We start from the raw sequence: 24,062 nt of genomic DNA on the forward strand, positions 1-24,062 counted from the left end.
AATAAAAAAATACCAAGAAGTAATAAGAATTATGATAACCAAATTTAACAGATAATGCTTAGGTAGACAAGCCTTCAGTAAGGGTTGTACGATAATTTAACAAATAAATTTTATACTAATTTTTTAAAATGCTAATGTATATGTGCAGCATTTTTTATCTGCCCGGCGTACTTCCGGAGAGGCGTTTATAGTACTCAGACTGGCTCTCCGCGCGGTCTAGCTGGGAGGTAAGATCTTGCACTTTTTCTTTCAATTCTGCAATAGTGCGTTGCGCATCCTGAAGGCCACGCAGCTGTTGTTTGCTTTGCTGTAATGACAGGCCCATCTGCACAAAATTATCGTATAGCCCATAATGTGTCACCACATCACGGGGAATAGCGTCGTGCATATTGGATAATGTCTTTCCAATCTGCTGATCCATATAAACGGCATTCTGGCTGGGCATATTGATGGAGTCCAGGTTGGCTTTTACCTTGTCCAGGTTCTGTGAAAAATCCGCCTGGAATGCTTGCTCCTTGCGGAATGTGTTCAATTCTTTCCGCAGCACTACATTCTCGCGCACGGGCACCTGGAAGTTAAAAAATACGGCGATCACAAAAAGTCCTACGGTTACTACAAAGAATAAAAGGAACCATAAAAAAGCGGTGGTGCGTTCCTGTTTGTTCAAAACTTGCATGGATGATATGTTTTACGTATACTAAGATAAGTAGTAGTTCAGCTGTTAGCTTTTAGGGTTAGCTTTTAGCTGTTCCCTGCTAACTGCCAATAGCTAACAGCTAGTCAGTAAAGAACCAGCGTTTGGTCTTATGCTTGCGCAGGTATTCGCTGTCTTCTGGCGATTCTTCTTTTACAAATATGCTGCTGTCTGTTTTGCGGCCTATGTAATCCAAACGGCTAAGGCTATCAAACAGTTTGTTAACGGCTCTTACAAATGGTATCATGGGCTGCAGGCATTCGCGTATATCCGTATGTTTATACCGTATATTGGCGCAGTTCACCATCAGCATTTCCAGTTCGCCCTGTTTTAATTCGCACCATTCTGTAAAATAGTTCAGCAATTCTTCTTTACCTGCGCTGGCGCGCTGATCAATCGCATTCTTCATGATGCGTGCAAGCCCGGCAATAACTTCCAGCATAGCGGCCGGCGACTGATACATGCCTAACCAGCGGAACTGCGAGATGCGGGTACCCAGGTATTGCACCACTTTTTCTGTGATATACAATACTACCTGCGCCAGGTCATTGTCCTGTTTACGCGAATAGATCTTTTGCACAATATGTACACCGTATAATTCCATCTGGCCCAGGAACTGGTCCAACTCCTGGTGCAGATCTGTTAACGCCGGATGGGAAGCCGCCATGGTACAAGGCGGTATATAATCATCATCCAGTTGCGGTCGGCCATCCTTTACCACGATCTTTCCTAGTATCATCTGGTAGCTGCCGAGTTGCCCCTGCGGTAATTGAGAACCGGGCGCAACATATAAATTATACTCCGGCGTGGCATAAGGCAATCGCGGCGGATCTTCATGCAGCAATGGCTCGCCGCTGGGCTGACGATCAAAAGGGTTTACCTGTATCAATATATAATACGTGCTTTCCGTATGCGAAGGGTCCCAGATATATACTGTTTCCGGAAAAGTAGTAGCGTATTTAAGGGAGTGCACGGTATGCTCCGGTATCTCTATACGCGCGCCGCCCGGCGTTACGGCACGGCATTCCGTCAACTTAACACGCCATTGCTGCTGGTTATCTGTTACCAGCCAGCAACGTAAAGATTCCTTCTGTTCTGCTTTGGCAGGCAGCAATCCATAGTTCTGTGTATGCAGGCCTACGGTGATGGCGTCCCGTAATTGATCCAGCAACGCATTCTCCGTATCAATGAAGTGCTGCTTCTTGATCTTCATACCATCCACCCAATTAACGGGAAAATATTTCAAAGGCTCAGCCATAGTGTATAGTATTTATCATGATAATGTTACCCTGTTACAGATCACCACACTGTTCTCCTGTATACCATTCATAAAAACAGGCTTCTCAGGATCCAGCGTTTTGGCGCCGGCCAGCCAGCGCGGCTTCAGGTGAAATACCCAGCCGTATGGTTGTCCGTTCGTATCCATAAAATCAATGGGTGTATTAGGATAACGGTCGTTATAATCATTAAGGAAATGATAGAACAGATCGCCCAGGTCCATTTTAATAGGCGTACGGGCCCGGAAATAAATGCGGCTGTTATCGTTCACTTTTTTCTCCAGCTCAAAACCTATCACGATCAGGTCGCGCATATCATCCTCATTCACCTCAGGCGCCTCCTTATATAAGGGATACTGCCACCATTTATGCATTTTGGCAGGGATGGCCATCATCCTTTCAAAGGTCTTGTACACAAACGTGGGCAATACAAAGGAGAACATGGAGGTTAACATGGGGTAATAGAGATAGGTCCCTTTTGACATCCAGTTATGTACCAGTATGGAAAGGGCGCCTCCAAACAGCCAGATGGCCACAATAAAGGCCAGCTCTGATCCCAGGGTTTTCTCATTTGCCCAGAAGCGGGTGTACATAAAATGGCAGTGCACAATCCCCAATCCAAGGAACCACACCATATAAAAGATGTACTGGGTCATGAGGTTCTGATGGGTGAAGAGGTACGGCAGGGAAGCCACTACGCCAAATACCAGCGTCATGTAAAACAGGTACCATAGCGCTTTCTTCTTATACAGGGCAAAGTTCTTAATAAAGCGGCTTAGCATGGCTACTATCAGGGAGCCCAGTGCCAGCACTGCCGCAACTACAAAATATATCTTAGCTTTTAGTAACATACCAATGAATGTTCGTAATAATATATCTATAGGAAAACATTATATCCCATGATACCTTCTTTCCGGTCCGCATCTGCGATCGCAGCGCCCTTCTCTGCAGGGTTGGGTTCCAGTAAGGTTTCCACGTCCACATCGGCCGGCAAAAGAAAATTGTAACAGGTTTCCAGCAGCTGCCCATAGGGTTGCCAGGGCAGGTAATCATACACCCGCTGGTTTTGTAACGGACCAATGGTCACTTTCATTACAGGCATGTCTGTAAAAAAGTCCTCACCGGCCAGGGTATCCATACCCAGGCGGCACTCTCCCAGCGGAATACCGCTGCTGCTTTGCACGCTCCGGGATGTATGTTCGCAAACAATATGCACATTCTCTTCCAGTATTACCTGCAGGCAAAGGGTTACCAGGGGTATATTGCCGGCAATGCGGTGCATATACGGCAATAATCTTACCAAACGATTCGTGGCTGCCTGGGGTAAGTTGGGGCTAATACCCCAGAAAGACCGGAATAACAGATCAGCGTCTTTTCCAAAAGCATCAAAGAGCAGGTGCTTTTCGCGTTGCTCAAGGAAAACACGTTGTAAAAAAAATTCATGCTCAAGTGGCTGAAAGAATTTGCGTGCGTGCTGTTGTTGTTGCTGTTGTTTCTTATAATTCGCCACCATCTCATTCACCGAGCCACGCCGCTGCGAAGAGAAGTCATGGAACAGACCTTCCGGCAGGCGGTCATACAATCCATCGCGTGAGAGCTGCAGGGCTATAAAAGGATGATAAGGTTGGGAGTCATCTAACCGCGCGCCCAGTATATCCCTTGCAAAAGCCCTGGTGAACACGTTCTTCATCTGCACGGTAACGGACTCCTGCTGAACCTGGTTGTCCAGCAATTCGCCCACTACGACTTCGGCGCGTACGTCTTCGTGTAACCGGTGAATATGTTCGATCACCTCTTCAAGCACAGCCGCCTTTTGTGCATTGTTCGCCATTTAAGCTATTATTTACGGTTTTTCTGAAGTTATTACTGATATGAACAAATGTGTAATATGTCACGTCAACTTGCCGGGTTAAAACTCACTCATTATTTATGGCAATTTATCTAAAAAATTATTTAAAATTGCAAAAACGTGAAAAACCGATGGCCCCACCCAAACAACCCAACGAGAGAAAAGTGAATTCGGTAAGACCCTTCAGCAACATCACGAGCCATATTGACCCGATGGTGATGTATACATTCCTGGCCTTGCTGATCATAAGTGTTGCCATGCTGGCCTTCAAAGCCGGAACGAGGGAGGATTGCAGCAATGTAAGCCTTGCGCTGAGCAGCCGTTTGCATGGTGTGAATACATCATTTACTGTGGGCGAAGTGATCACCTTCCGCGCTGATAACGCCAACAAACGCGCTGCAGGTTATGAATGGAAATTTGGAGATTCCAGTGTACAACAACAGGGACAACAAGTTTATCATGCCTACTCAGCAGCCGGCAGTTATACCATTACGCTACAGGCCGGCAAATGCAGCTGGCAGCAGGAAGTACTGGTGGTGAACCCGCCCCCTGTTAATAATACAGCGCCTGTTCCGGATGTATTCCCCGTAATAGATGGTCCGGAAGAAGTATTTGTAGGCAGGCCCGTTACCTTTAGCAATAGCACGCCCGGCGCCAACAGCTGGGAATGGCGCTTACAGCAACCCAATGCGGAAACGCATACAGAACGTTCACATACGTATGTATTTAGCAGCCCTGGCGATAGGATATTGACCTTAGTAGTAAATGGCGACGCGAGCCGTATGGTGAAGAAACGCATTACCGTATTCCCAGCGCCGCAAACACCGCGTAACAACGATCCGTTTGTACCGCCGCCCTTCCCCACTCCGGCAACAGATGGCGGCGCGCCGGTAGCTACGCCATTGCCAGAGAAACCCAAGGCGCCGGCTATCTCTGATGATGAGTTTAAAAGCATGCTTACACAGCTCAGCAATAAACAGAAGACCATCCAGGATTTCTCTCCCTATCTGTGTAATAACCTGAATGCACGGGTATTGCTCAACGATAAGGATGTGAAAACCTTTACCCAGTTCTGCGACGCTATCCGTGGTAAGAAACGTATTAAGATAGAAATGGTGAACCTGATCAAAGACCCGGAAGGTTGTGTAAAGGAAATAAGGGTGCGGTATGATAAAAAGGGTTTCCTGGGTATCTTCTAAAAAATATTAATCTATGCAGGGACAGTATTACAAACTGCCGCTGGATCTTTCCCGTATCCTCCAAAAAAAGGATATGCCGGTGTGCAACCTGGAAGAATCCGTGTCGCAGCATATACATCTGCTGATCACTACCGTACTGGGCGAAAATAAAGATGATCCCCAGTACGGATGCCAGCTTTGGGATTCAGACTTCGATATCAAAGCCTCCAATAACGAGGTAAAAGAGCAGGTGGAAAACGCGGTGCGCACCGCCATTGTACGTTACGAGAAACGGCTGGCGCAGATAAAGGTGATGGCCGTTGTAAGCCAGGAAGAACTAGGTATGACCAATGGCAGGAAGGTGAAGAAAAAAATAAAAGTGAACGTAACCGGTACACTGGCCAAGAATAATAACCCCTTCCACTACAGCAGCTATTTTTATGTAAGCCCCTTATCTTTTGATTAAGGGATATTAATCATTAAATGCCGAATGGATGAAAGAGAAGAAAGAACGCATAAAGGACCGTATGCTGAAAACGGCTGCCCGCCTGTGGGGCTACCCGGATGCGGAAGTGGAAACATCCTTTGACCCGGTGGTGCAACTGCTGTTGGAAACCTGTGCCAGCGAACTGGAAAAGATCTCTAACGAAGTAGATGTATCTCATGCAAGGCTCGTAGAGCGCCTGGCGCAGATCATGATGCCGGAGCCCATTACTACCAGTCAGCCGGCATATGGCATCTTACACGCCGCCGCCAATGAACCCGTTACCTCCATTACGCCGGAACATCAGTTTGCCTATAACAACCGCTCCAATCCCGATAGCCAGGACCTGTTCTTTAGCCCATTGGCCCAGCACCGGCTTTTCCGCGGTCATATCCGCTATATGGCCATTGGCAGCAAGTTATATGAAAGCAAGGAGCATTGGTTCAAAGAGCAGGTATTACAGGGCGCACTGCCACCCGGCGCCGCGCCTAATCATCTATGGCTAGGCCTGGCAACGGATACGCTGCCGGATAATCTCAACGGCCTTTCCTTTTTCTTTGACCTGCGCAATGTGCACCAGCAGGAAATGTTTTACCATTACCTGCCGCTGGCCCGCTTTTTTGTAGGGGATACGGAGCTGCACCTGCAGCAGGGCTACTACAATAGCCGCAGCACGCAGGAAGAGGACCTGAATACTATTATGCACCTGGCCTTTGATACCAATGCCCGTTATAGCCAGGAAGTATTACAACGCTACCGCCGGCATTTCCTGACCGTAAATGGTGTTTTTGCGCCCTCCCGCAGCCAGACGGCGCCGGAGATACTACAACAGACTTTTGGGAAAGATTGGTCCTATGTGGACCCTAATGCTTTATGGATCCAGGTACGCTTCCCGGAGACCATCCACCACTCTTTACTGGAAGACCTTTATTGCAGCATTAACTGTTTTCCCGTCATTAACCGTAAGGTAAATGAGCAGTCACTGAAGCTGAACCGTTACCTCAATATCATCCCCCTGCATACACCCGATATCTTCTTTGATGTAAAACGCGTGTATGACCTGGGCGGCGCTGATTACCATGTACGTAACTTCAGCACAGCCGGCGAAATGCAGGAAGGCGAGCTGGTAGTGCGTAGCAGCGGCATTGGGCGTTTTGATTCCAGGGAGGCCAAGGAGATCATTGCCTACCTGATTGAAGTGATACGGGACGAAAGCTCCCTGTTTGAAGAAGTGAAGAATGATTATGTAGCCGGCCGCATGCGGGAACTACACCAATTGATCGCCTCACTGGAAGAACAACTGCAACCCGGCAAGAACAAAGGCAATATTCCTTACCTGATGGTGAAGCCCCGGGAAAATGCAGAATACCTTTTCGTGGCATTCTATACGACCAACGGAACAAGCGCCAACAATATCCGGATGGGCAGCCGCCTGCAGGAATATGGCAGCATACAGGTACAACCGATCAGCATTACCCTGCTCACCAATACCCAGGGCGGCAAAGACCGTTTGAATATTGACGAAAAGATCAACCAATACCGCTACCATTTACTGACCCATAACCGCATCGTTACACCGGAAGATATAAAAGCCCTGTGCAAACATATTATGGGCAGCGAGCTAAAGACCGTGACCGTAACAAAGGGCGTAACAATGGCGCCTGGCGCTACCGCGGGTTTTAGCCGCAGTATAGATGTGCGCATTACCCTGGTGAAACCGGTAGATAAGTATACCAACGGCAGTCTTACCTACCTGAAGGATGAGTTGCTGATGCAGTTACGGGAGCACTCGCCTAATAATTATCCTTACCGGGTATTTATGAATGAAACATTAGTATAACACCGGCCAGCAAAACCCAATCTCACCCAAAACAAATCATTGGAATAATAAAGCACAAAAAAACCGGCGCCTGGGATGTACCCAGGCAGCCGGACCGTTTGTTTTTTAGCTGTGTGTTTATATTAAGTGTACTTACTTGCTTGTTCCTTTACACCTTTTTAGGCCCTTCCGCTTTTATCAGCCTTACAGTGCCGCCTTCCTTCAACTGTGCCAGCGGTACCCCCTTCTTGCCTTCATTATCACATAATACCACCGTATTCCCAAAACCAAGATCTACATACACCCGGTTACTTACCAGCCAGCCCCTGCCGGAAATGCTGGTATTGCGGCTAATATACACGCCATCTGCCTGCAGGTCATCCATTAATTTTATACTCACCAGCTGCCCATCCGCAAAGGAGGTATTATGCTGCAGCGTTGCGCTGTATATCAGTGCAGGCGCCTGTTGTATATTTTTACCTACTGTAATACGTATGCTTTTAAATGCCGCTTCACCCTCCGGCGCCGGCGTGCTGGCAAATACAGAACCGTTGGTGGTATTTTTGCTGAACACATTATAACCAAAACCTGGCAGGTACAGCTCCGGGCTTTCGAATAATTGTTTTACTGCTATTATCTTATAGATGTATTGTGCCGTTTCATTATTCAGCACCAGCTGGTAATAATCCTTGCTGCCCTGGCGGCGTATGTTGCGGGATATATTGCCGGCGCCTGCATTGTAAGCTGCCGCTACCAGTGTCCAGGACTGCAGCTGGCTGTACAACTTACGGATCAGCACACAAGCGGCCTGAGTAGCTTTTATTAAATGATTGCGTTCATCATAACCATTATTTACTACTAATCCCAGCTCTGCCGCGGTGCCCGGCATCAGCTGCCATACACCCTGCGCACCCACAGGAGAAGTGGCGTTTGTAAAACCGCTTTCCACTACGGGCAGGTATTTAAAATCTTCCGGTATCTGGTATTGTTTCAGGATGGGTACGATCAGGGGAAAGTATTGTTCTGATTTGGCTTTTAACAGCGGTAAAAAGTTCTGATGGCGCAGGTGCCATTTGATCACATCCATCAACCGGAACGATACAAAATCACGCTCCAGCGGCACTGCTTCCCCACAGAAATCTACCATCTGCGCATGGCCCGTGCGTGTACACAGGCAAAAGCAGCTAATAAATAATATGGTTTGCAGCAGTTTGGTCATAGTTTATGAAAAGCGTATAGCTAATTATTGCGTAGTCATGTACTTGGGCATGGCATTTACCGGGGTGTATAATACCAGCTGTTTCTGATCGGCATTGTTCTGCAGCACTACAATTACCTGATCATTCCGCTTAAATACCCGGGAGGGGACTACAAACACCAGTTGTTGCTCCTCTTTTCTATTGATGGTAGCCGGCGCTTTTTTATACAGGACCGGCATGGTATACAAGCGCTCCGCTGCTTTATTGTCCTTATACATTAGCGTAGCCTTTACCAGGTTATACGGTTGTTGCGATTTGTTCTTAAGCTCGTAGCAAAAGTAAACCAGGTTATTCAGGGTCATGGCATTGGAGAAGCTGAGGGTAATGCCACCCAGTTTTGTTTCATACTGCCGGCTTCCTTTCTGCTGCTTGCCAAAATCGTCCGCTATCTTGCTCACGGAAACAGTATCTATCTCGACAGTGGCGGCGGCGGGTTCTTCTTCTGTTACAACGGGGATCTGCTCTCCGTCACTGCCTTTTACAATAGCCGCTTCCGGTGTAGCCTCATTCTTTTCTGCGCCGGCTTTGCCGGAAAGGGTGTAACGCAGTTGCGCCAGGTCTACCTTATCGTGAAAGGTGAGTATCATGTAATGTACATTACTACCTTCCCGTACGATCAGGTTGGTGGTCCTGGGCGCCGGCACCGTGGGCCGTATAAATACCAGGTTGCCGTCTACAATCCGGTAATCGTAATCTGTATTCTTTCCATCGCCAATCTGAAAGGTGCTCACCGGCGCGCCACACGTTATAAAAGTGGTAGCGCCCCTGGTGGTGAATATTGTATCTATGGAAGATTTTGTCTGCGCGCTTGCCTGCCTGCTGCCAGCCAGCAGCAGTAAACCAGCACACATACCAATGGTCACATGCCCAAATTTTGCCATGCTATTGATCATTATTAACACAGGTAAAGGATGATGTATTAATGTACAAATGTGCAGATATGCAAATGAACCAGCTGATCACAAGCATTTGCACATCTGCACATTTGCATATCCTTACATTATTTCTTGTTGTCTTGTTCGTATTCTGTTTCCCACTCATTCACGTCTTCACCTTTATGGCCTTCCATTTTAATGAGGAAATTCTTGGCCGGGAAATAAGGCTTAAGGTGAATATCCAGGTGTATACGGTCTTTTTGTATCGGGTCCTGCTCAAAACGGCGGATGTTAAAGTCCTCTATCAGCTTATCCGGTCCTGTTATGCTATCCAGGAAGCGGATGATCTGTTTCATGAGGTCTTTACGGGTGTTGGCGTTGAAGTTCTCAAAAGCGCGGCGGTTCAGGAAGTCCATCAGCACTTTGGTCACATAATCAAACACGCGCACTACCGAGTAGGTTTGCAGGCCTATATTATCGCCGTTGAATAAGGTTTTGGCGCTAAAGGCCATTACCTTGCCATATTCTTTTACCATGGGAACAAGCCCCATTTTTTCCAGGCTGGCGATCTCGCTTTTCTTCAATTCAAATTTCACGCCATCTACTTCATTCATGCCGCCAAATTTTTTACCGGCCGTTACCTGCGACATCAGCGTTTTATAGATCTTGCCTGCCAGTGATCCCGAAGGTGGTACATATAGATTATCCTCCTCCCCTACTTCATCAAACTTGCCACGGCCTACCAGCCAGTTACAGGCCATGATCACATTAGAGCGGTGTATTTCGCCACCGGTGAGGTTCGCCTGCTCAAACATCTCCATCACATCATCCGGCGCATCCAGATGGGAGAAATCTGTTACCAGCATCACCTTATTTTCATGGGCGATCTTAGCCCATTTTTCCAGCACTTTATTGGAGCCCAGGTAACCAGGCAGTACCAGCAGGCTGTAGTTACCACGCAGGTCAAGACGATCGTAGTTCTGTACGATCTCCTGGTGAATAGCGTCTATAAACCGGGTATTATCCAGGTCCTTCAGCTGGTCCAGCTCCACGTTAATGAAGGCTACATTCTTTATCTTATCGGATTCTGTATTCTTGAAAAAGAGCGCTACGTTGCGGTAGGACTGTTCCAGCTCTTTGGTGGATTCCACTGCTTCCGCCAGGTTGGCCGTCAGCACTTTATCCGCCTGTTCTGCATGCTCTGCGCTGAAGTTCACCATATCCGTGAGCTCCGTAGCAGATGACAATACCTTTTCCCAAACCTGCAGGGATTTGCGGAGCTTATCCCGCTCTCCTTTTTTATTGCCTTCTGTCAGGAATATATTGCGGCGTGCTTTACGATCGGGGTTAAGGTTCTGGGCGCCTTCAATAGATGCTTCCAGCAGGTCAAATCCACCATACTTGGCCAATACCTCGATGCTTTGCTCAAGGGAGGCATCCTGTTGCTGGACTGCAGGCTGGCCGGCGGCCTGCGTTTCTTCCTGCTGATTTTTTTGTAACTCTGCCATAAACAATTATTAATTACGAATTACGAATTATCGATTAAGAAATGTGTTCATGATCACTGTTGAAAGTATCTCATGATGTGCGTAAATACAACATATGAACACCATCATGCGTAGCTTGTAAATATTCATGATGCGAATGATCAGTCACAAAACCTGTGATTAATCACCTAATGGATCAATATGCTGTAAATATTAAAGAAAACATCTGCTACCCTATGTAAATTATCAATCATCAATTATGGATCACTTTTTCAATCGTAATTCGTAATTGATAATTTGTAATTACTTACTTCAGGTCCTTTAACATACCGCGTACAGCGCTTAGCAGGGCCTGTCTTGCAGCAGGGTCTGCCAGGGCGCTCTTCAGTATTTTATTGGTCTTAAGGTGTTTCATGATCTTAAGGAACTGTTCCTTTTCAGAAGCCAGGTCGTTCAGGAAAGCGCTTTGGGCGGTGATGCCCTTAATGCCAAAATCGCCCAGGTTATGAAACTGCAGGGTTTCCGGTACGGACTGTCCATCTGCATCATGGAAAGTAACAGGCACTGCCGGTTTGTAGTGCTCAAATACATCTTCCACCTTGGTTAACCCTTGTACGATTTCGGGCTTAATAGGGGTTTGCTGGGTTAACTTTTCAGCAAACAACGTTCGGTTATGTGATATTTCGATGATCGCCTCATTGGCGTCGAGCTTCACCTCATTACCACCAATTCCATAGTTATCGTTCATAAGAAAAGATTTTAATGTTTGCTATGGTTACCTTTAAGTTAAACAATTTCTTTGACAATCTTATTGAATCATGCTCACTGTGTATATGCTTTTACATATACAAACTACTCATTACTGACTAGTATTTATGATTGAATCACTTCCCATTTCAGTTCGCCTGTTTCGTCTACATCCAGCTTTACCTGCATGTTCTTTTGCAGGGCGCCTTCAATGATCATGCGTGACAGGGGTTTACGGAGCCGGCTACGGATCACCTCCTTCAGCGGGCGGGCGCCATATTGTGGGGAATAGCCCAATGTGGCCAGCTGCTGCCGCGCATTGTCAGATACTTCAAAGCTGATCTGCTGCTGCTCCAATAGCTGCAATAAATGTTGCAGGTGTATATCAAAGATCTTCACCACATTTTCTTGTTGAATAGGACCAAACGGCACGATCTCCGTTAAACGCCCCAGGAATTCCGGGCGGAAATGGCGGGCCATTATCTCCATAAGCTGTTGTGACTGCGGAATAACACCCTCACGGAAAGATTGCGCAATGATATCACTTCCTATATTAGAGGTGAAAAGGATCAGCGCATTTGAGAAATCGCCGGTTTTACCCAGGCGGTCATGCAACTTTCCTTCATCCATGATCTGCAAAAAGATGTCGAATACAGAGGGATGGGCTTTTTCAATCTCATCAAATAACACCACGGCATAGGGTTGTTGCCGGATCTTGTTCACCAGCAGACCGCCTTCTTCATATCCTACATAACCCGGGGGGGCGCCATATAATAAGGCGGCGGAATGCTCCTCCTTAAACTCGGACATATCAAAGCGTATCATGCAGCGCTCATCCTGGAACAAAAAGTCTGCCAGCGACTTCGCCAGCTCTGTTTTACCGGTACCTGTAGGCCCCAGGAAAAAGAAGGAGCCAATAGGTTGCCCCGGCCGGCTTAAACCGGAACGGGATTCCAGGATCGCCTCTGCTACGGTCTTTAACGCATGGTCCTGACCAACTACGCGTTTGCGCAGGTGCAGGTCCATGCTCACCAGGCGTTCTCTTTCCTGTGATTGTATCTTGCCCAGGGGGATACCGGTTGCCTCTGCGATGATCGTTGCCAGATCTATCGTGTTCACCTCATCCGTATGAGTGGTAGTGAAAGATTGTAATTGTTGTAATATATCCTGCAACGTTTCCTTTAAGGCCTGAGGGTCTTCTGTTTTAAAAAGATCCTTTTCCGTTTGTAGCCGGCTGGTGATCAACGCGCTTAACCGCTGCATGAGCAATTGATGCAGCCATAACAATTCCTGACGGGCCGTGGCAGCGGTTACATCAATTGTATCCAGCTGCTGTTGCAATTGTTCCACGATCTGTCCGCCAGTATCCTGCAAAGTGCGGATGGCAGACATGGTACGGTCCAACAGGTTGATGGCGCTATCCGGCAGGCAGCGTTCCTTCAGATAACGGCGCGCCAGCCGTATAGCCTCCAGGGTTACTGCGGCGTCTGCCTTGAGGCGGTAATATTCTTCGTAAGCCGGCAGCACGGCTTCTATCATGCGGGCAGCCAGTGCCTCGTCCGGCTCCGCCAGCGCAATGGTCTCAAAACAGTGGCGCAAAAGGCTATCGGGCTCTATTAGCTTGCGGAAACCTTCCGGCGTACTGCTGCCTATCACAATGATCTCTCCTTTGCCTAATGCAGCCTTTAATATATTGGCTATGCCACCTGCGCCGGATCCGGGCTGTTTATCCAGCAGGGTATGTAGATTGTCAATAAACAAAATATGGCGGCCGTTCTGCTTCAGTTGCTGTATGATCTGCAGCAACCTGTCTTCCAGCTCATTCTTATAGGCGGCCCCGGCAATAAATGCGCCATAATCCAGCGCGTAAATATCTGTTTGTTGTAATAACAAGGATACCTGCCGCTGCACAATAGCATGGGCCAGATTATCCGCCAGGGATGTTTTGCCTACGCCCCCCTCACCTATTATTAATATGCTGGATCGTCCCTTGCGGGTCAGTATCTCCGTCATCATGCGGATCTCCGCATCCCTGCCCGGCAAGGCATGCTTTTCAGCAAAACGTTGCGGATCCGTAAGGCGGTATACATATTTTAACGGCGTGCGGGAGGTATTAGCGGTTTGCCCGTTGGCGTTACCGGCTCCTTTATCCTTATTGTTATGGGTGTTATGTGTTAAGAGTTGTTCGCGGGTGAATGGAAACGTCTTTAACTGCTCATAAGAAAAGCCAACACCTGGTGTGCTCAGGGCAATCAACAGGCTCCAGGCATCTGTAGCGTCCAGGTTTTGCGAGAGGCGTTGCACATCTGCTTCCTGCAATACAGCTGCAGCCTGCTCATCTTCCCCGGGCTCATCTACCAGGCGGGGTGATCTGGGTAAGTTATCCAACCGTACATCCGCCCATTCTTCCAGGTAATAGATATCCAGGTCCATAGCCTGCAGCGCTGAGGTAAGGCCTGCATCTTTATGTAAACATGCTTTCAACAAGTGCGCCGGCGTATACCGTGCATGATGATATTCTTTGGCAATTGCCTGGGCTATGCGTATGGCAGCCTGTACTTCTGGAGTATATGTAGCGTATGTGGCCAGGGTCATGTTGGATGATACACGGTTTTTCTAACTGATCAAATTATTTCCATTCGTGGTCCATAGCCTGGTGGCAATGGATGGGTCAATATAAAATGGTACTTCTTGTATTAAGGCAATAAAGATACGGTTAAAATGTATATAACAAATTCCTGAAGCGGCGGAACGTACTGTGGTGGCATAAAGTATGATTAAAACAAATGCCTTTTTAATTAAATAGGATTTTTATAAACATCTATAATGGTGATACAATTTACTACTAATCAACAGGCTCGCTCATCACTTAAAATTTTATAAGAATTCGTTTATTTTTTAATGTTACTACAATCGTACATCCATTATTTTTTCATCAAATAATGATGGTATGCATTATGGTAAGATATTTGTCAGATACAGCTCCGCGGCATACTACTTAAATGAATAATATCGCCGCTTCGTATATCAATAATTTAACAATCTATCGTTTCATTAATTTTTAAAATGCGGTGGTCTATATCTGGAAGAATAGTTATTTTCGTAACAGAACCATGGTCCATTTGCACAACTTAAATGGTGAAATGATGGAAAAGCCTTTAACCCGAGACCCGTTACAAACTTATCCGTACAAGAGATATAATGATGTTACTGATAACCTCGTTAATCTGTTGCACCCCATTTCAGACGGGATATAGCACCCCATGGTTCCGGATTACCCCGGCGGATAAACACTTACAATAAAAAAATCCAACGTTATATGTCTTTCATAGCATTGTTAGAAATAGATGAAAAGCCCATTAATATCCTGGAATGCAATTATGGCTTTTCCCAGGGTACCGATAATCTTGGTAAACCCTCTTCTATGCCCAAAGGCGGCTCCATTTCCCTGCTGCTGGAATCTACTAAGGATACAGACCTGGTACAATGGATGGTATCCCCTGATCAGAAGAAAACAGGGAAGATCACCTTTAAACGTAATGACCATGACTCCAGCCTGCGTACGGTAGAGTTTACAGATGGCGTATGCGTACAGTTCCATGAAAGCTTTAATCACCTGGGCGCAAGCCCCATGGTTACCCATATCGTAATATCCGCCAGGGAGCTGAAAATAGGTAGTGTTTCACACGTAAAGAACTGGGGGGAGTAAACTATGGACGAGCCCAAGGCCAAGCTGGATGCGGTAGCCTCCTTTGTGTTGCATTACCTGGGAGATGCTTTCCAGCAAATGAGATCGGCAGCACCTGCAAATGTAACAGAAGAGCTGATAAGCCCCGCCGGGTACACTCCGTTGTCTCCCGCAGAACTATCGGCCCGGCAAACAGCGATCTTTAATAATAAGCTGTTGCACCTGGCTTTTCAGCTGCCTACCGTTTTATACAACGCAGGCATTACCAGTCAGCTGCTGTCTGCAGATAAGATCCACATCACCCGGCATCAGCAATACCTGGGCATACAGGTGGCTGGCTATGGCTTAATGATCATAGACCTGCAGGGCAAAAAGTTCCATGCCAGGTTATGGCAGACAAGCAATAAACAGCAGCCCGTTAACGAAAAGCCCATTGATATAAAGGAGATACGGGTAAACGGCGCCACGCACAAACGTAATCTCAATACCGATTTTGATTATACTACTGCCATCCATCGGGATAAGGATTACATTGTTGATCAGTTCAAAGATTTCCTTAATAAGGAAGGTATACCGGTAAGCCTGGAAGAACTGGCATCGGATGGTATTAAAGTAAACTGGCAAAAGCATAAAGAGCTGGTTAAGAAATTAGGTCCCGTGCATGAGGTGTATAAAGGGCTGATCAAATCCAGCACCGCCAGCACCATTTATGATATTGCCACCGCCAGTCAGGGTAAAGGCAATCTGCCTGGCGTAGATGCCATTCCCGGTGGTAAACAGTTGGTGGATATTATGGCGAATGACATGTTTAATAAAGACGCCCTGCTCTTTATTGATATGGCGCAAAAAACGCCCGCCAGCAAAACAGACGCTTACGGTAATTCACAAGGCGGCTACCAACGGCTTATCAACGCCATGCGAACGTATAATAATAATGACTGGGGAGATACCTTTCAGGGTGTATACCTGCATGAAGAAGAACTGAAGATCATGGAAAAAATGCAGTTTATCATACCTGGCGCTATGAGCTTCAGTCCTAACTTCAGCGCGCGTCCGTTTGATAAGGATGGAAAGCCGTACGATTTCTTTATGTACATACACGGCAGCCAATTAAATAGCGAATATATTAAAATGGACGAGCTGGGCGTCATTTACATAAACCCGGCAACACAATAATGAAACAGGGCATACATAACATCGGCTTTAGCGTACTATTCATATTGGGCGTATTACTCACCGGCACTGCCAGCTGTCAGCAAACGCAAAGTAAACTGCAACAGGCGCCGGAAACTGGTTACACGCTCCTGAAAACAAAAAAAGGGAAAGAAGGCCTGGTATCAGAACTGTGGACGTACGGAAACGATACCAGTAAATATCTGATCCGTAAATACCGGTACAACAAACTCATCACCATTTCGCATTATGAACAGGGAAAAGCCAATGGATATATCATGATGGCCAATGACAGCGGCGTTATACTGCTGGAAGGCGCCATGAAGGATGGCAAACGACACGGCATATTCAAGAATTACGATGATACCGGTAAGCTCCTGTCTACCATGACCTACGAGAATGATTCATTAATAGAAAACAAGTAATTTTTAACCCGTCTACAACCGCAATATTATGCAAACATCATCCATAGACCAGTTTCTGCAGAAATCCTCCATCAGCATTGAAGGGTATAGCGGACAAGTGGAATTCAGCAACGTTACTTTGGAACAGGCTGTTGGCGGCCATCACTACTTCAGCTTCTTCTGGCGTCCCGGCGGCGTTATCTCCGATATGTCCTATCAACGCAAGATCGTTGAAAGTTATATAGGCAAGAAACTGACGATCACTTTTGGCAGTTACCGTTTCCAGGGTATTATCACCAGCCTGGGCGTGATAGATGAAGAGGGCGCGGCCAAAGGTTTCCAGGTAGCGGGCATCAGCCCCACCATCCTGCTGGATGATGTACCCCAGAGCACTTCCTGGTACCAGAAAAACCTGCAGTCCATCATACAAGGCGCCTTACAGGATGGCGGCAGCTCGCTTAAAACAGAAGTAGTGCCTGCTTTTAAGAAAGTGATCCAGTACTGCGTACAGTACAATGAAACTGATTTTGATTTCCTGGTACGTATGTCGGCCCGCTATGGGGAATGGATGTATTACGACGGCAGCCAGCTGGTAATAGGCGATGTACAGAAATCAGACCTGAAGCTGGAGAACAATATTACCCTCCATAATTTTAAAATAGTGGCCTCTGTGAGCCCGCAACGCATCAACTACGTATCCTATGATGCAATGACCGCCGGACCAGTAAGTGAAAAAGGACAGAAAGCAGAAATAGGTAGCGACGCTTACATGAAGTACTCCGCAGCTGCATCAGACGGTATGTTTGCTGCGTCCTCCAACAAACAAACCTTTATAGGACATGGATACAATCAGGAGGAGCTGAAGCGCGCCAAGGACCTGCAGTCCAAAGTAACGGCTACAGAGTTTGTAAAGGTAAGCGGCGTAAGCCAGCTGCCGGTAGCGCCGGGCCAACGTATTGTAGTAGCGGCTGGTCAAAGCCAATCCAATTATATTGTTACCGCTGCCAAACATTTTGCAGATACCCCGGGCAACTATTATTGTGCATTTACCGCCGTGCCGGCAGATGTAAAAGCGCCTCCCTACAGCAACCCGCACCATATTCCCAAAGCGGATATGCAAAGTGCCCTGGTAAAGGATAATAATGATCCGGATAAACTGGGCAGGGTACGCGTACAATTCTTCTGGCAGCAACAAGGCGAGTTAAGCCCCTGGTTACGCCAGGCCTCCCCTGCCGCGGGTGGCGGCACCGGTTTCCACTTTGTGCCGGAAGTAGGCGAAGAGGTAGTAGTAGGATTTGAAGGCGGTAATGCGGAAATGCCTTTTGTGCTGGGCAGTAAGTTCAATGGCAAAGCTAAAAGCGGGTACGGCGATCCGCAGAATAATGTAAAAGCCATTAAAACCCGCAGCGGCAACACCATTGCGCTGGATGACGCAGCCGGCAGCATCACCGTAACGGATAAGAACGGCAGCATGATGATGATGGACGGCTCCGGCAACATCACTGTTAAATCACAAACGCTGGTAACCGTAAAAACAGATGATAAGATCGTGGTGGATGCGCCCAACAAGATAGAGTTCATCTCCAAAGAAGTACATATCAAGGGCTCTGAAAAAGTGATCATCGGCGAAGGCCCGGCTAAGATAACAGTGGACAATACTGCCAATAAAATAGAGTCTACCGCCGATAAGATCAAGACCATGGCAGACACCCTGCATGAACTGTTATGCGCCGCCAACATGAAACTGAATGCAGAACACTGCCAGGCAGTGGGCAGTACCAAAATGGATATCAGCAGCACCAGCGTTAAAGTGAGCGGTGGCACGGCTACTGATATTGTAGGAGGAATGGTGAATATTAATTGCTAGCAACTTACATGAACGAACATAATCCCATAGCGCTTGAGCTGAATAAGATACAACAGGCCTGGCAAAAACAGGTAACGCCCAATGCCGGCCTGCGCGTAGTACGAATGATCATTAAACCGGAAGAGGCCCGCGTATACGAGGGATTCTTAAAGCTGGAATCATCGCCTTACGGGCAGCTACCACAAGTATTTGTAACCCATCTCACCTCTTTTGATGACGAAGATACCTTTAGCGCCGCTATTATAAAGGACTGGCTGGAGGCATATGATAACAGCGCTTCGTTGATGGAGGAGCTCAAAACTAAAAATGCCGCCTTCACCTGGGACGCTCAGCCCTACCGCCAGGCATTAGCCAGGCAACAAGGTCAGCCCCTGGATGATACGCTGCTGCGTATGCTGGATGATTTCCGTAAAGCGCTGCCGCAGGAGGAGCAACAACTGGTACTGGCCCTATTGCCACGCCAGGTAAGCAACCTGCGTAATATGAAGACCTGGCTCACCAATATGCTGAAAAAAGGCATTCCAGCCGGCGTAAAGTTGCTGGTGTTTGAGCATGTAGGCAATGAGCAGCTGGCCATACACGAACGCCAGTTCCCAGGGCAAATGCATGCCATGCATGTGCCGCTGGAGCTCCACAATGCCATACAAAAGCTAGCTAAAAGCGGCAATCCCAACGATCCGGAAATAGCGCTGCGCCGCTGCCTGTTTGAAATGGGCGACGCCCTGCAGGCAAAAGACCTAAAGCGCCTGCACGAATGGGGACAAAAAGCGCTGGAGTATACGCAACGCAGCGGCAATAAAGGACTGTTTGCCACCGCGCATATCATGTATGCCGGTATGCTGTTCTACTTCAAAAAGGATCCGCAGCTGCCATTGCTACTGGAACGCGGTATGCGTATTGCCAAACAAGGCAGCCAACAGGGCGATCCCGCCTGCCTGCCCCTTCTTATACAGTTCTATGGCTATCATGGGGCATATGCCCAGCTGCGCAGGAATTTTGAGGAGGCTATAGAATGGTTCATTAAACAGGCCCGCCTGGCACAGGAACACAATTTCAACCAACAGTCCATGAATGGCTGGTACCAGGCAGCAGAGCTCTGCCGCCGTAAAGAGGCCGGCAGGTACTATACCGTACTGGAAGAGGCCTACCTGGCCGGTTTAAACCTGCAGGACGAAGAGATCAGTACCTCCCTGTATATCTACCTGCTGCGGGACTATTACGATTATGTACATAACAAACGGATCCAGGACCGCATCCGCTCCATAGATGAAAAAATGGGGCGCCTGTTTGGCGATAACTGGAAAGAAGAGGTGGACCGCATCCGTAAAACCCGCGCGCCCCTCATGATGCCTCCCCAAACGGAAGAAGCCTGACAAAATAATACCCCACTAATTTGGTGGACTATTATAAAGCCCCTATCTTTGTCCTTACCACCGGATAAAAAAAGATAGTATATGTCATCTCTTATTCACAGGTATGCCGATTTAGAACCTCTCTCCCTGCCAGAGCGGTTCAATGCTCCCACCCGCACCCGTAACAGGATAGCGCCGCTGGGCGCAGGCGATTTCGTTCCGGAATTTAACCTGCCACGCACGCAGTTCATTGCTGCCTCCTCCCTGCCGCAAGATGCGGGCGAGCAGATTGCCGGCCGCACATTGCTGGGCCGTCCGCTGGTGCTGGCGTTTATCTCCCTGCATTGGAATGGTTATGCGCAAAGATTATTACAGGAACTGCAGGACTTACATGCAGATATACAGGTAATGGGCGGCGATCTGCTGGTAGTAAGTGATGAAGACAGTGCGGGCTTTGCTTCCCTTGCAGGCCAGCAATCCTTACCGTTTAATATCGTGTGGGATAAACAGCATAAGATTGCCAGCCAGTTTGGTGTTTATGCTACTACAGACCCTATCTGGGACCGTATTTCCGGTGTTGAAGCAGATGTGCCCACACCTGCGGTATATGTGCTTGGCCCTTCCGGCAAGATCGTATTTGACCAGGTGGATCTTTACCTGGAGAAATGCATCCCCACCCGTGATCTGCTGTCAACTGTTTACCAGAACAAGCAGGGAAAAGCAGCCTGATATTTACTGTATACTTTCAGCTACTGAATAAGTATATTTATTATTCAATCCTGTAGCTGATGAATAAACTTCCTGATCAACAACCCGAAACCCCATCCTGGAGCCAGGTGATATGGTCTGCCGTAGTTGCGGCCATAGGCTTTGGTTTCGCCATCTACCGTTATCTTCAGTTCAGCGGCGCTGCAGCAGAGCTGCGCCTGAGCCGCCTCGAAAGACCCCTCTACAGGCTGGCCGGCAAATGGGGCATTATCACCGTTTTTATATTGATGGGCGTAGTGGGCGTGTACAATGCCGTAAAACACTACAGGAATTTGCGCAGGCAATAAATGCGTTCCAATAAATGATCAACGCTCATTGGTAATTTTACAGCATACCAACGCTATTCAGTACAGTCGTTTACTGCTTTGTGATCTTCACTACCGGCGGGTTGGCCAGGTCATTCCATAAAGCATCTGCCTCCGCTGGGGTAATATCATCGTTATAAACAAGAATCCTGTATTTCAATGTATACTCCTTACCGTATGTAAGTAGCCAGGATTTTATCTTGGTAGGACTGAAATTAATGAACAGCTCTCCCCTTTCCGCATTCTCCGGCCATACACGTACCGGTTCCGGGGAATCATAGTTAGCCGGATAAGATAGTACCAGCATACCTGCCTGGCCCTTGCCGGTTTGGCCTGTTACTTTTATCCAGCGGGCACGGGTGCTGTCAGCATCTTTACGGGTATGCCCTTCTGAAGTAAGCACCTGGCTGGTGGCATTGGTCCACTCCGGCGTAGCCCGGAAACCAAACCCGCCGCCGTAACGGTATTGCAGCAACAGTAACGGGCTGCTGCCTGCACAGCCAAAAGTAGACGTAAAGTCCCAGAGGCGGCGGGCGCCATTGGCCTGCGCCGGGTATGCGCGTACATCCCACACTTCATTCAACGCTACCTGTTCCTTCCCTTCGCCTTTAAATACGATATGATCCTGCAATGCTTTAAAACCGCCCCATACAGGTCCCTCTGTTTTAGACAGGAAACCAGTGAAGCGTACTGTACCCTGTTTCTCTTTCAGGTTCCAGAAATCCACCACCTTACCTTCAAATTCCGTATGTGTCCAGGGATTCCAGATCCCTACATGGTGCCAGTGATCTTTAGGATGTATGTTGGTAAGTACCGCACCGTTAGGCGCCCATAAGGGATGAATGAACCCGCTGCGTTTAAACACGCTGTCAATCCCCGCCGGCGGGTACACCGTTGCATAATTATATTGTAATATAGACTGGCTGCCTTGCTGTAACACTAAGGTCCCTTGCTGGTCCTTTGCCTGAATAACGGTGGTAGCCGCTGCCGGCTGGGTTGCCTTTACCAGCTCAAACACACGTTGTGTACCAGGCGCGCTTACGCCGGACAGTATCCACCATATGCGGCGCTGATACCCTTGCTCCACCTGGAAGGGCACCGGTGTTTTGTGACCATCTTTTACCTCCATCAGCGCCACTTCTGTATCAGCTAAGCTGGTTGCATCATCCAGCGCAAAGGATACCGGCGTATTCTCACGTTTAAACTTGCCGGCGTCTATTGTAATACGGGCCATTACCTGGGCTTGTGCAGTTATCATACAACAGGAAAATAAAAGACTTAGCAGTAAAAAGCAAATAGGTTGTTTTTTCATCCGTGGCTATTTTTTAACGTGTCAGGTCAACATATATACACCGGACAAATGCCGGTATTGCCAAAATAGGGAATCCCGGGCGGGTATGCAAGCATAAAATAACGTAACTTAGAGATTGTGCACCCTATCTTGTGTGTCCCATGAAACTGCCTTCAATACCATCCAGCAAACAAACGCCCAACCCACTGCAACTTACCGGCAGGCTGGAGTTAAGGACCTTCTACGCCAATACCAGGAAGAGTTTTACAGGCATCTATATTGTAACGGAAAAAGCCGCCTATCTCATACGCCCTGCGCGCCTCCCGGCCTCCGGCGACAATCCCCTACAGGCTTTACTGGGCAAAATGGTTACCGCCACGGGACAGCTAAAGCATGAGGTGTTCCTGGCTGATCAGGTTGTTGACAAGGAAAATGAATAATTGCAGGCGGATAAATATTACAACGGCCTTAACACCGCTCCCGTTCCCGGCCTGTCCGCATAAATAATACGCCCATCCGCTATTTTTACCCCATCCGCCGTATCTCCCGCCAGCAACAGCGGCCCATCCATATCTACATAATCCAGATAAGGCAGCAAATGCGCCACGGCGGAGGTGCCGACAGTGCTTTCGTTCATGCTGCCGGTCATTACCTGCATGCCCAAACGTTTGGCTTCGGCTATCATCCGGCGGGCAGGCGTTATGCCGCCGCATTTGGTAAGCTTTATATTAATACCATGAAAATGCCCATGGCATTGGGCTACATCCGTTTCTACAATACAGCTTTCATCTGCTATAAGCGGCAGCGCGGACTGTTCGTATACTTGCTTCATACCCTCCCAATCAGCCGCAGGCATAGGCTGTTCAATAAACTCCACCCCCAGGGCCTTAAAGGCGGCGGCGTTACGCAAGGTCTCTTCTACGCCCCAGGCACAGTTGGCGTCTACCCGGAAAATAGCCGTGGTATGCTTGCGTAGCTCCTGTATAATAGCAATATCATCCGGGGTGCCCAGCTTTATCTTATAAATAGGCCACGGGAATTCCTGTAGCTTGCTTACCATATTCTCCACCGTATCTATCCCAATGGTGTAATCGGTAAGCGGGTTACGCGAAATATCCAGCCCCCATACTTCATACAGCTTTTTACCCAGCCGTTTGGCGTACAGGTCATGGGCCGCCAGGTCCAGCGCGCAAAGGGCAAACATATTATCCTTGAACAGCGGAAACAGGGTTTCCCAGAAAGCTTCCGGCGTATCCAGCGTATAGGCTTCAATCACATCACGATGCGTGTTGATGGCCTCCATCAGCCGGGGCACTGTCATATTATAATAGGCGTTATCTGCTGTTTCCCCCAGGCCGCTAAGGCCATCCTGCGATAGCTTGGCCACCAGCAACGGTTGTACATCCTTTGACTTACGGGAGATAGTGAAGGTGTGCCGGAACTTTAGCTCAAACGGGTATAATTCTAACTGCATGCTGGCAAATTAAGAAAGGGGCGCTAAAAAAGCAAAAAGCCGGCCGCTTCGGATCTGCTCCTTAACGACCG

General features: G+C 47.9%; 22 protein-coding genes. 11 read left to right on the forward strand and 11 right to left on the reverse strand.

The features are described 5' to 3' along the window. Nucleotides 1-154: 154 nt before the first annotated feature. The 4 genes from tssO to F0L74_RS14670 form a co-directional block, all read right to left on the reverse strand. Nucleotides 155-676 carry a type VI secretion system TssO gene (tssO, locus tag F0L74_RS14655; protein ID WP_149838590.1) on the reverse strand — a complete coding sequence of 174 codons (522 nt, stop codon included), beginning with the start codon at nucleotides 674-676 and terminating at the stop codon, nucleotides 155-157. 100 nt (nucleotides 677-776) lie between these two features. After that, nucleotides 777-1,952 (reverse strand): hypothetical protein, encoded by a 1,176-nt coding sequence (locus F0L74_RS14660; protein ID WP_149838591.1) that lies wholly within the window; start codon nucleotides 1,950-1,952, stop codon nucleotides 777-779. 15 nt (nucleotides 1,953-1,967) lie between these two features. Next, nucleotides 1,968-2,822: a TssN family type VI secretion system protein gene (locus F0L74_RS14665; RefSeq protein WP_149838592.1), complete on the reverse strand. Its 855-nt coding sequence runs from the start codon at nucleotides 2,820-2,822 to the stop codon at nucleotides 1,968-1,970. A gap of 26 nt (nucleotides 2,823-2,848) precedes the next feature. Continuing rightward, nucleotides 2,849-3,802 (reverse strand): type VI secretion system baseplate subunit TssG, encoded by a 954-nt coding sequence (locus F0L74_RS14670; protein WP_149838593.1) that lies wholly within the window; start codon nucleotides 3,800-3,802, stop codon nucleotides 2,849-2,851. 128 nt (nucleotides 3,803-3,930) lie between these two features. On the opposite strand from F0L74_RS14670, the gene F0L74_RS14675 reads away from it, so the two are divergent. From F0L74_RS14675 to F0L74_RS14685, 3 genes are read left to right on the forward strand one after another with little or no spacing between them, the layout of a single operon-like run. After that, nucleotides 3,931-5,019: a PKD domain-containing protein gene (locus F0L74_RS14675; protein ID WP_188316007.1), complete on the forward strand. Its 1,089-nt coding sequence runs from the start codon at nucleotides 3,931-3,933 to the stop codon at nucleotides 5,017-5,019. A 13-nt stretch (nucleotides 5,020-5,032) separates the two neighbouring features. Next, a complete protein-coding gene (locus tag F0L74_RS14680; RefSeq protein ID WP_149838595.1) occupies nucleotides 5,033-5,464 on the forward strand; it encodes a GPW/gp25 family protein in 432 nt (143 codons plus the stop codon). Between the two features lie 28 nt (nucleotides 5,465-5,492). Next, on the forward strand, nucleotides 5,493-7,322 hold the full coding sequence (locus tag F0L74_RS14685; RefSeq protein ID WP_149838596.1) for a type VI secretion system baseplate subunit TssF: 1,830 nt from the start codon (nucleotides 5,493-5,495) through the stop codon (nucleotides 7,320-7,322). A 148-nt stretch (nucleotides 7,323-7,470) separates the two neighbouring features. Here the strand turns inward: F0L74_RS14685 and F0L74_RS14690 are convergent, their stop codons facing one another. The 5 genes from F0L74_RS14690 to F0L74_RS14710 all read right to left on the reverse strand — a co-directional run bounded on the left by F0L74_RS14690 (nucleotide 7,471) and on the right by F0L74_RS14710 (nucleotide 14,264). After that, on the reverse strand, nucleotides 7,471-8,520 hold the full coding sequence (locus tag F0L74_RS14690) for a lytic transglycosylase domain-containing protein (protein ID WP_149838597.1): 1,050 nt from the start codon (nucleotides 8,518-8,520) through the stop codon (nucleotides 7,471-7,473). Between the two features lie 24 nt (nucleotides 8,521-8,544). Further along, complete coding sequence (locus F0L74_RS14695; protein ID WP_188316008.1) at nucleotides 8,545-9,441, reverse strand: hypothetical protein; 897 nt, start codon at nucleotides 9,439-9,441, stop codon at nucleotides 8,545-8,547. Nucleotides 9,442-9,560: 119 nt separating this feature from the next. Beyond that, the gene (locus F0L74_RS14700; protein WP_149838599.1) at nucleotides 9,561-10,943 is read right to left on the reverse strand and encodes a DUF5458 family protein; all 1,383 of its coding nucleotides are present in this window, start codon (nucleotides 10,941-10,943) and stop codon (nucleotides 9,561-9,563) included. 286 nt (nucleotides 10,944-11,229) lie between these two features. Beyond that, nucleotides 11,230-11,670, reverse strand: a complete 441-nt coding sequence (locus tag F0L74_RS14705; protein WP_149838600.1) for a hypothetical protein — start codon at nucleotides 11,668-11,670, stop codon at nucleotides 11,230-11,232. A gap of 125 nt (nucleotides 11,671-11,795) precedes the next feature. Beyond that, nucleotides 11,796-14,264, reverse strand: a complete 2,469-nt coding sequence (locus F0L74_RS14710; protein ID WP_149838601.1) for an AAA family ATPase — start codon at nucleotides 14,262-14,264, stop codon at nucleotides 11,796-11,798. A gap of 724 nt (nucleotides 14,265-14,988) precedes the next feature. On the opposite strand from F0L74_RS14710, the gene tssD reads away from it, so the two are divergent. The 7 genes from tssD to F0L74_RS14745 all read left to right on the forward strand — a co-directional run bounded on the left by tssD (nucleotide 14,989) and on the right by F0L74_RS14745 (nucleotide 21,208). Beyond that, a complete protein-coding gene (gene tssD, locus F0L74_RS14715) occupies nucleotides 14,989-15,378 on the forward strand; it encodes a type VI secretion system tube protein TssD (RefSeq protein ID WP_149838602.1) in 390 nt (129 codons plus the stop codon). Between the two features lie 3 nt (nucleotides 15,379-15,381). Further along, nucleotides 15,382-16,533, forward strand: a complete 1,152-nt coding sequence (locus F0L74_RS14720; protein ID WP_149838603.1) for a hypothetical protein — start codon at nucleotides 15,382-15,384, stop codon at nucleotides 16,531-16,533. After that, the gene (locus tag F0L74_RS14725; RefSeq protein WP_149838604.1) at nucleotides 16,533-16,955 is read left to right on the forward strand and encodes a toxin-antitoxin system YwqK family antitoxin; all 423 of its coding nucleotides are present in this window, start codon (nucleotides 16,533-16,535) and stop codon (nucleotides 16,953-16,955) included. Before F0L74_RS14720 ends, F0L74_RS14725 begins: the two co-directional genes overlap by 1 nt. Before the next feature lie 28 nt (nucleotides 16,956-16,983). Continuing rightward, nucleotides 16,984-18,801 carry a type VI secretion system Vgr family protein gene (locus F0L74_RS14730; protein ID WP_149838605.1) on the forward strand — a complete coding sequence of 606 codons (1,818 nt, stop codon included), beginning with the start codon at nucleotides 16,984-16,986 and terminating at the stop codon, nucleotides 18,799-18,801. A gap of 8 nt (nucleotides 18,802-18,809) precedes the next feature. After that, entirely contained in the window at nucleotides 18,810-20,174 is a 1,365-nt protein-coding gene (locus F0L74_RS14735; protein ID WP_149838606.1) for a hypothetical protein, read from the forward strand. 81 nt (nucleotides 20,175-20,255) lie between these two features. After that, nucleotides 20,256-20,882 (forward strand): redoxin domain-containing protein, encoded by a 627-nt coding sequence (locus F0L74_RS14740; RefSeq protein WP_149838607.1) that lies wholly within the window; start codon nucleotides 20,256-20,258, stop codon nucleotides 20,880-20,882. A gap of 59 nt (nucleotides 20,883-20,941) precedes the next feature. Continuing rightward, entirely contained in the window at nucleotides 20,942-21,208 is a 267-nt protein-coding gene (locus F0L74_RS14745) for a hypothetical protein (protein WP_149838608.1), read from the forward strand. 70 nt (nucleotides 21,209-21,278) lie between these two features. Here the strand turns inward: F0L74_RS14745 and F0L74_RS14750 are convergent, their stop codons facing one another. Further along, nucleotides 21,279-22,484: a DUF6807 domain-containing protein gene (locus tag F0L74_RS14750; RefSeq protein ID WP_188316009.1), complete on the reverse strand. Its 1,206-nt coding sequence runs from the start codon at nucleotides 22,482-22,484 to the stop codon at nucleotides 21,279-21,281. A 194-nt stretch (nucleotides 22,485-22,678) separates the two neighbouring features. Between F0L74_RS14750 and F0L74_RS14755 the strand changes: the two genes are divergently transcribed. Then, nucleotides 22,679-22,957, forward strand: coding sequence for a hypothetical protein (locus tag F0L74_RS14755; RefSeq protein ID WP_149838610.1), 279 nt, complete (start codon nucleotides 22,679-22,681; stop codon nucleotides 22,955-22,957). Nucleotides 22,958-22,974: 17 nt separating this feature from the next. On the opposite strand, the gene F0L74_RS14760 is transcribed toward F0L74_RS14755, so the two are convergent. Continuing rightward, nucleotides 22,975-23,991, reverse strand: a complete 1,017-nt coding sequence (locus F0L74_RS14760; RefSeq protein ID WP_149838611.1) for a dipeptide epimerase — start codon at nucleotides 23,989-23,991, stop codon at nucleotides 22,975-22,977. Nucleotides 23,992-24,062 lie beyond the last annotated feature (71 nt).

Source organism: Chitinophaga agrisoli (assembly GCF_008386695.1).
GTDB lineage: Bacteria > Bacteroidota > Bacteroidia > Chitinophagales > Chitinophagaceae > Chitinophaga > Chitinophaga agrisoli.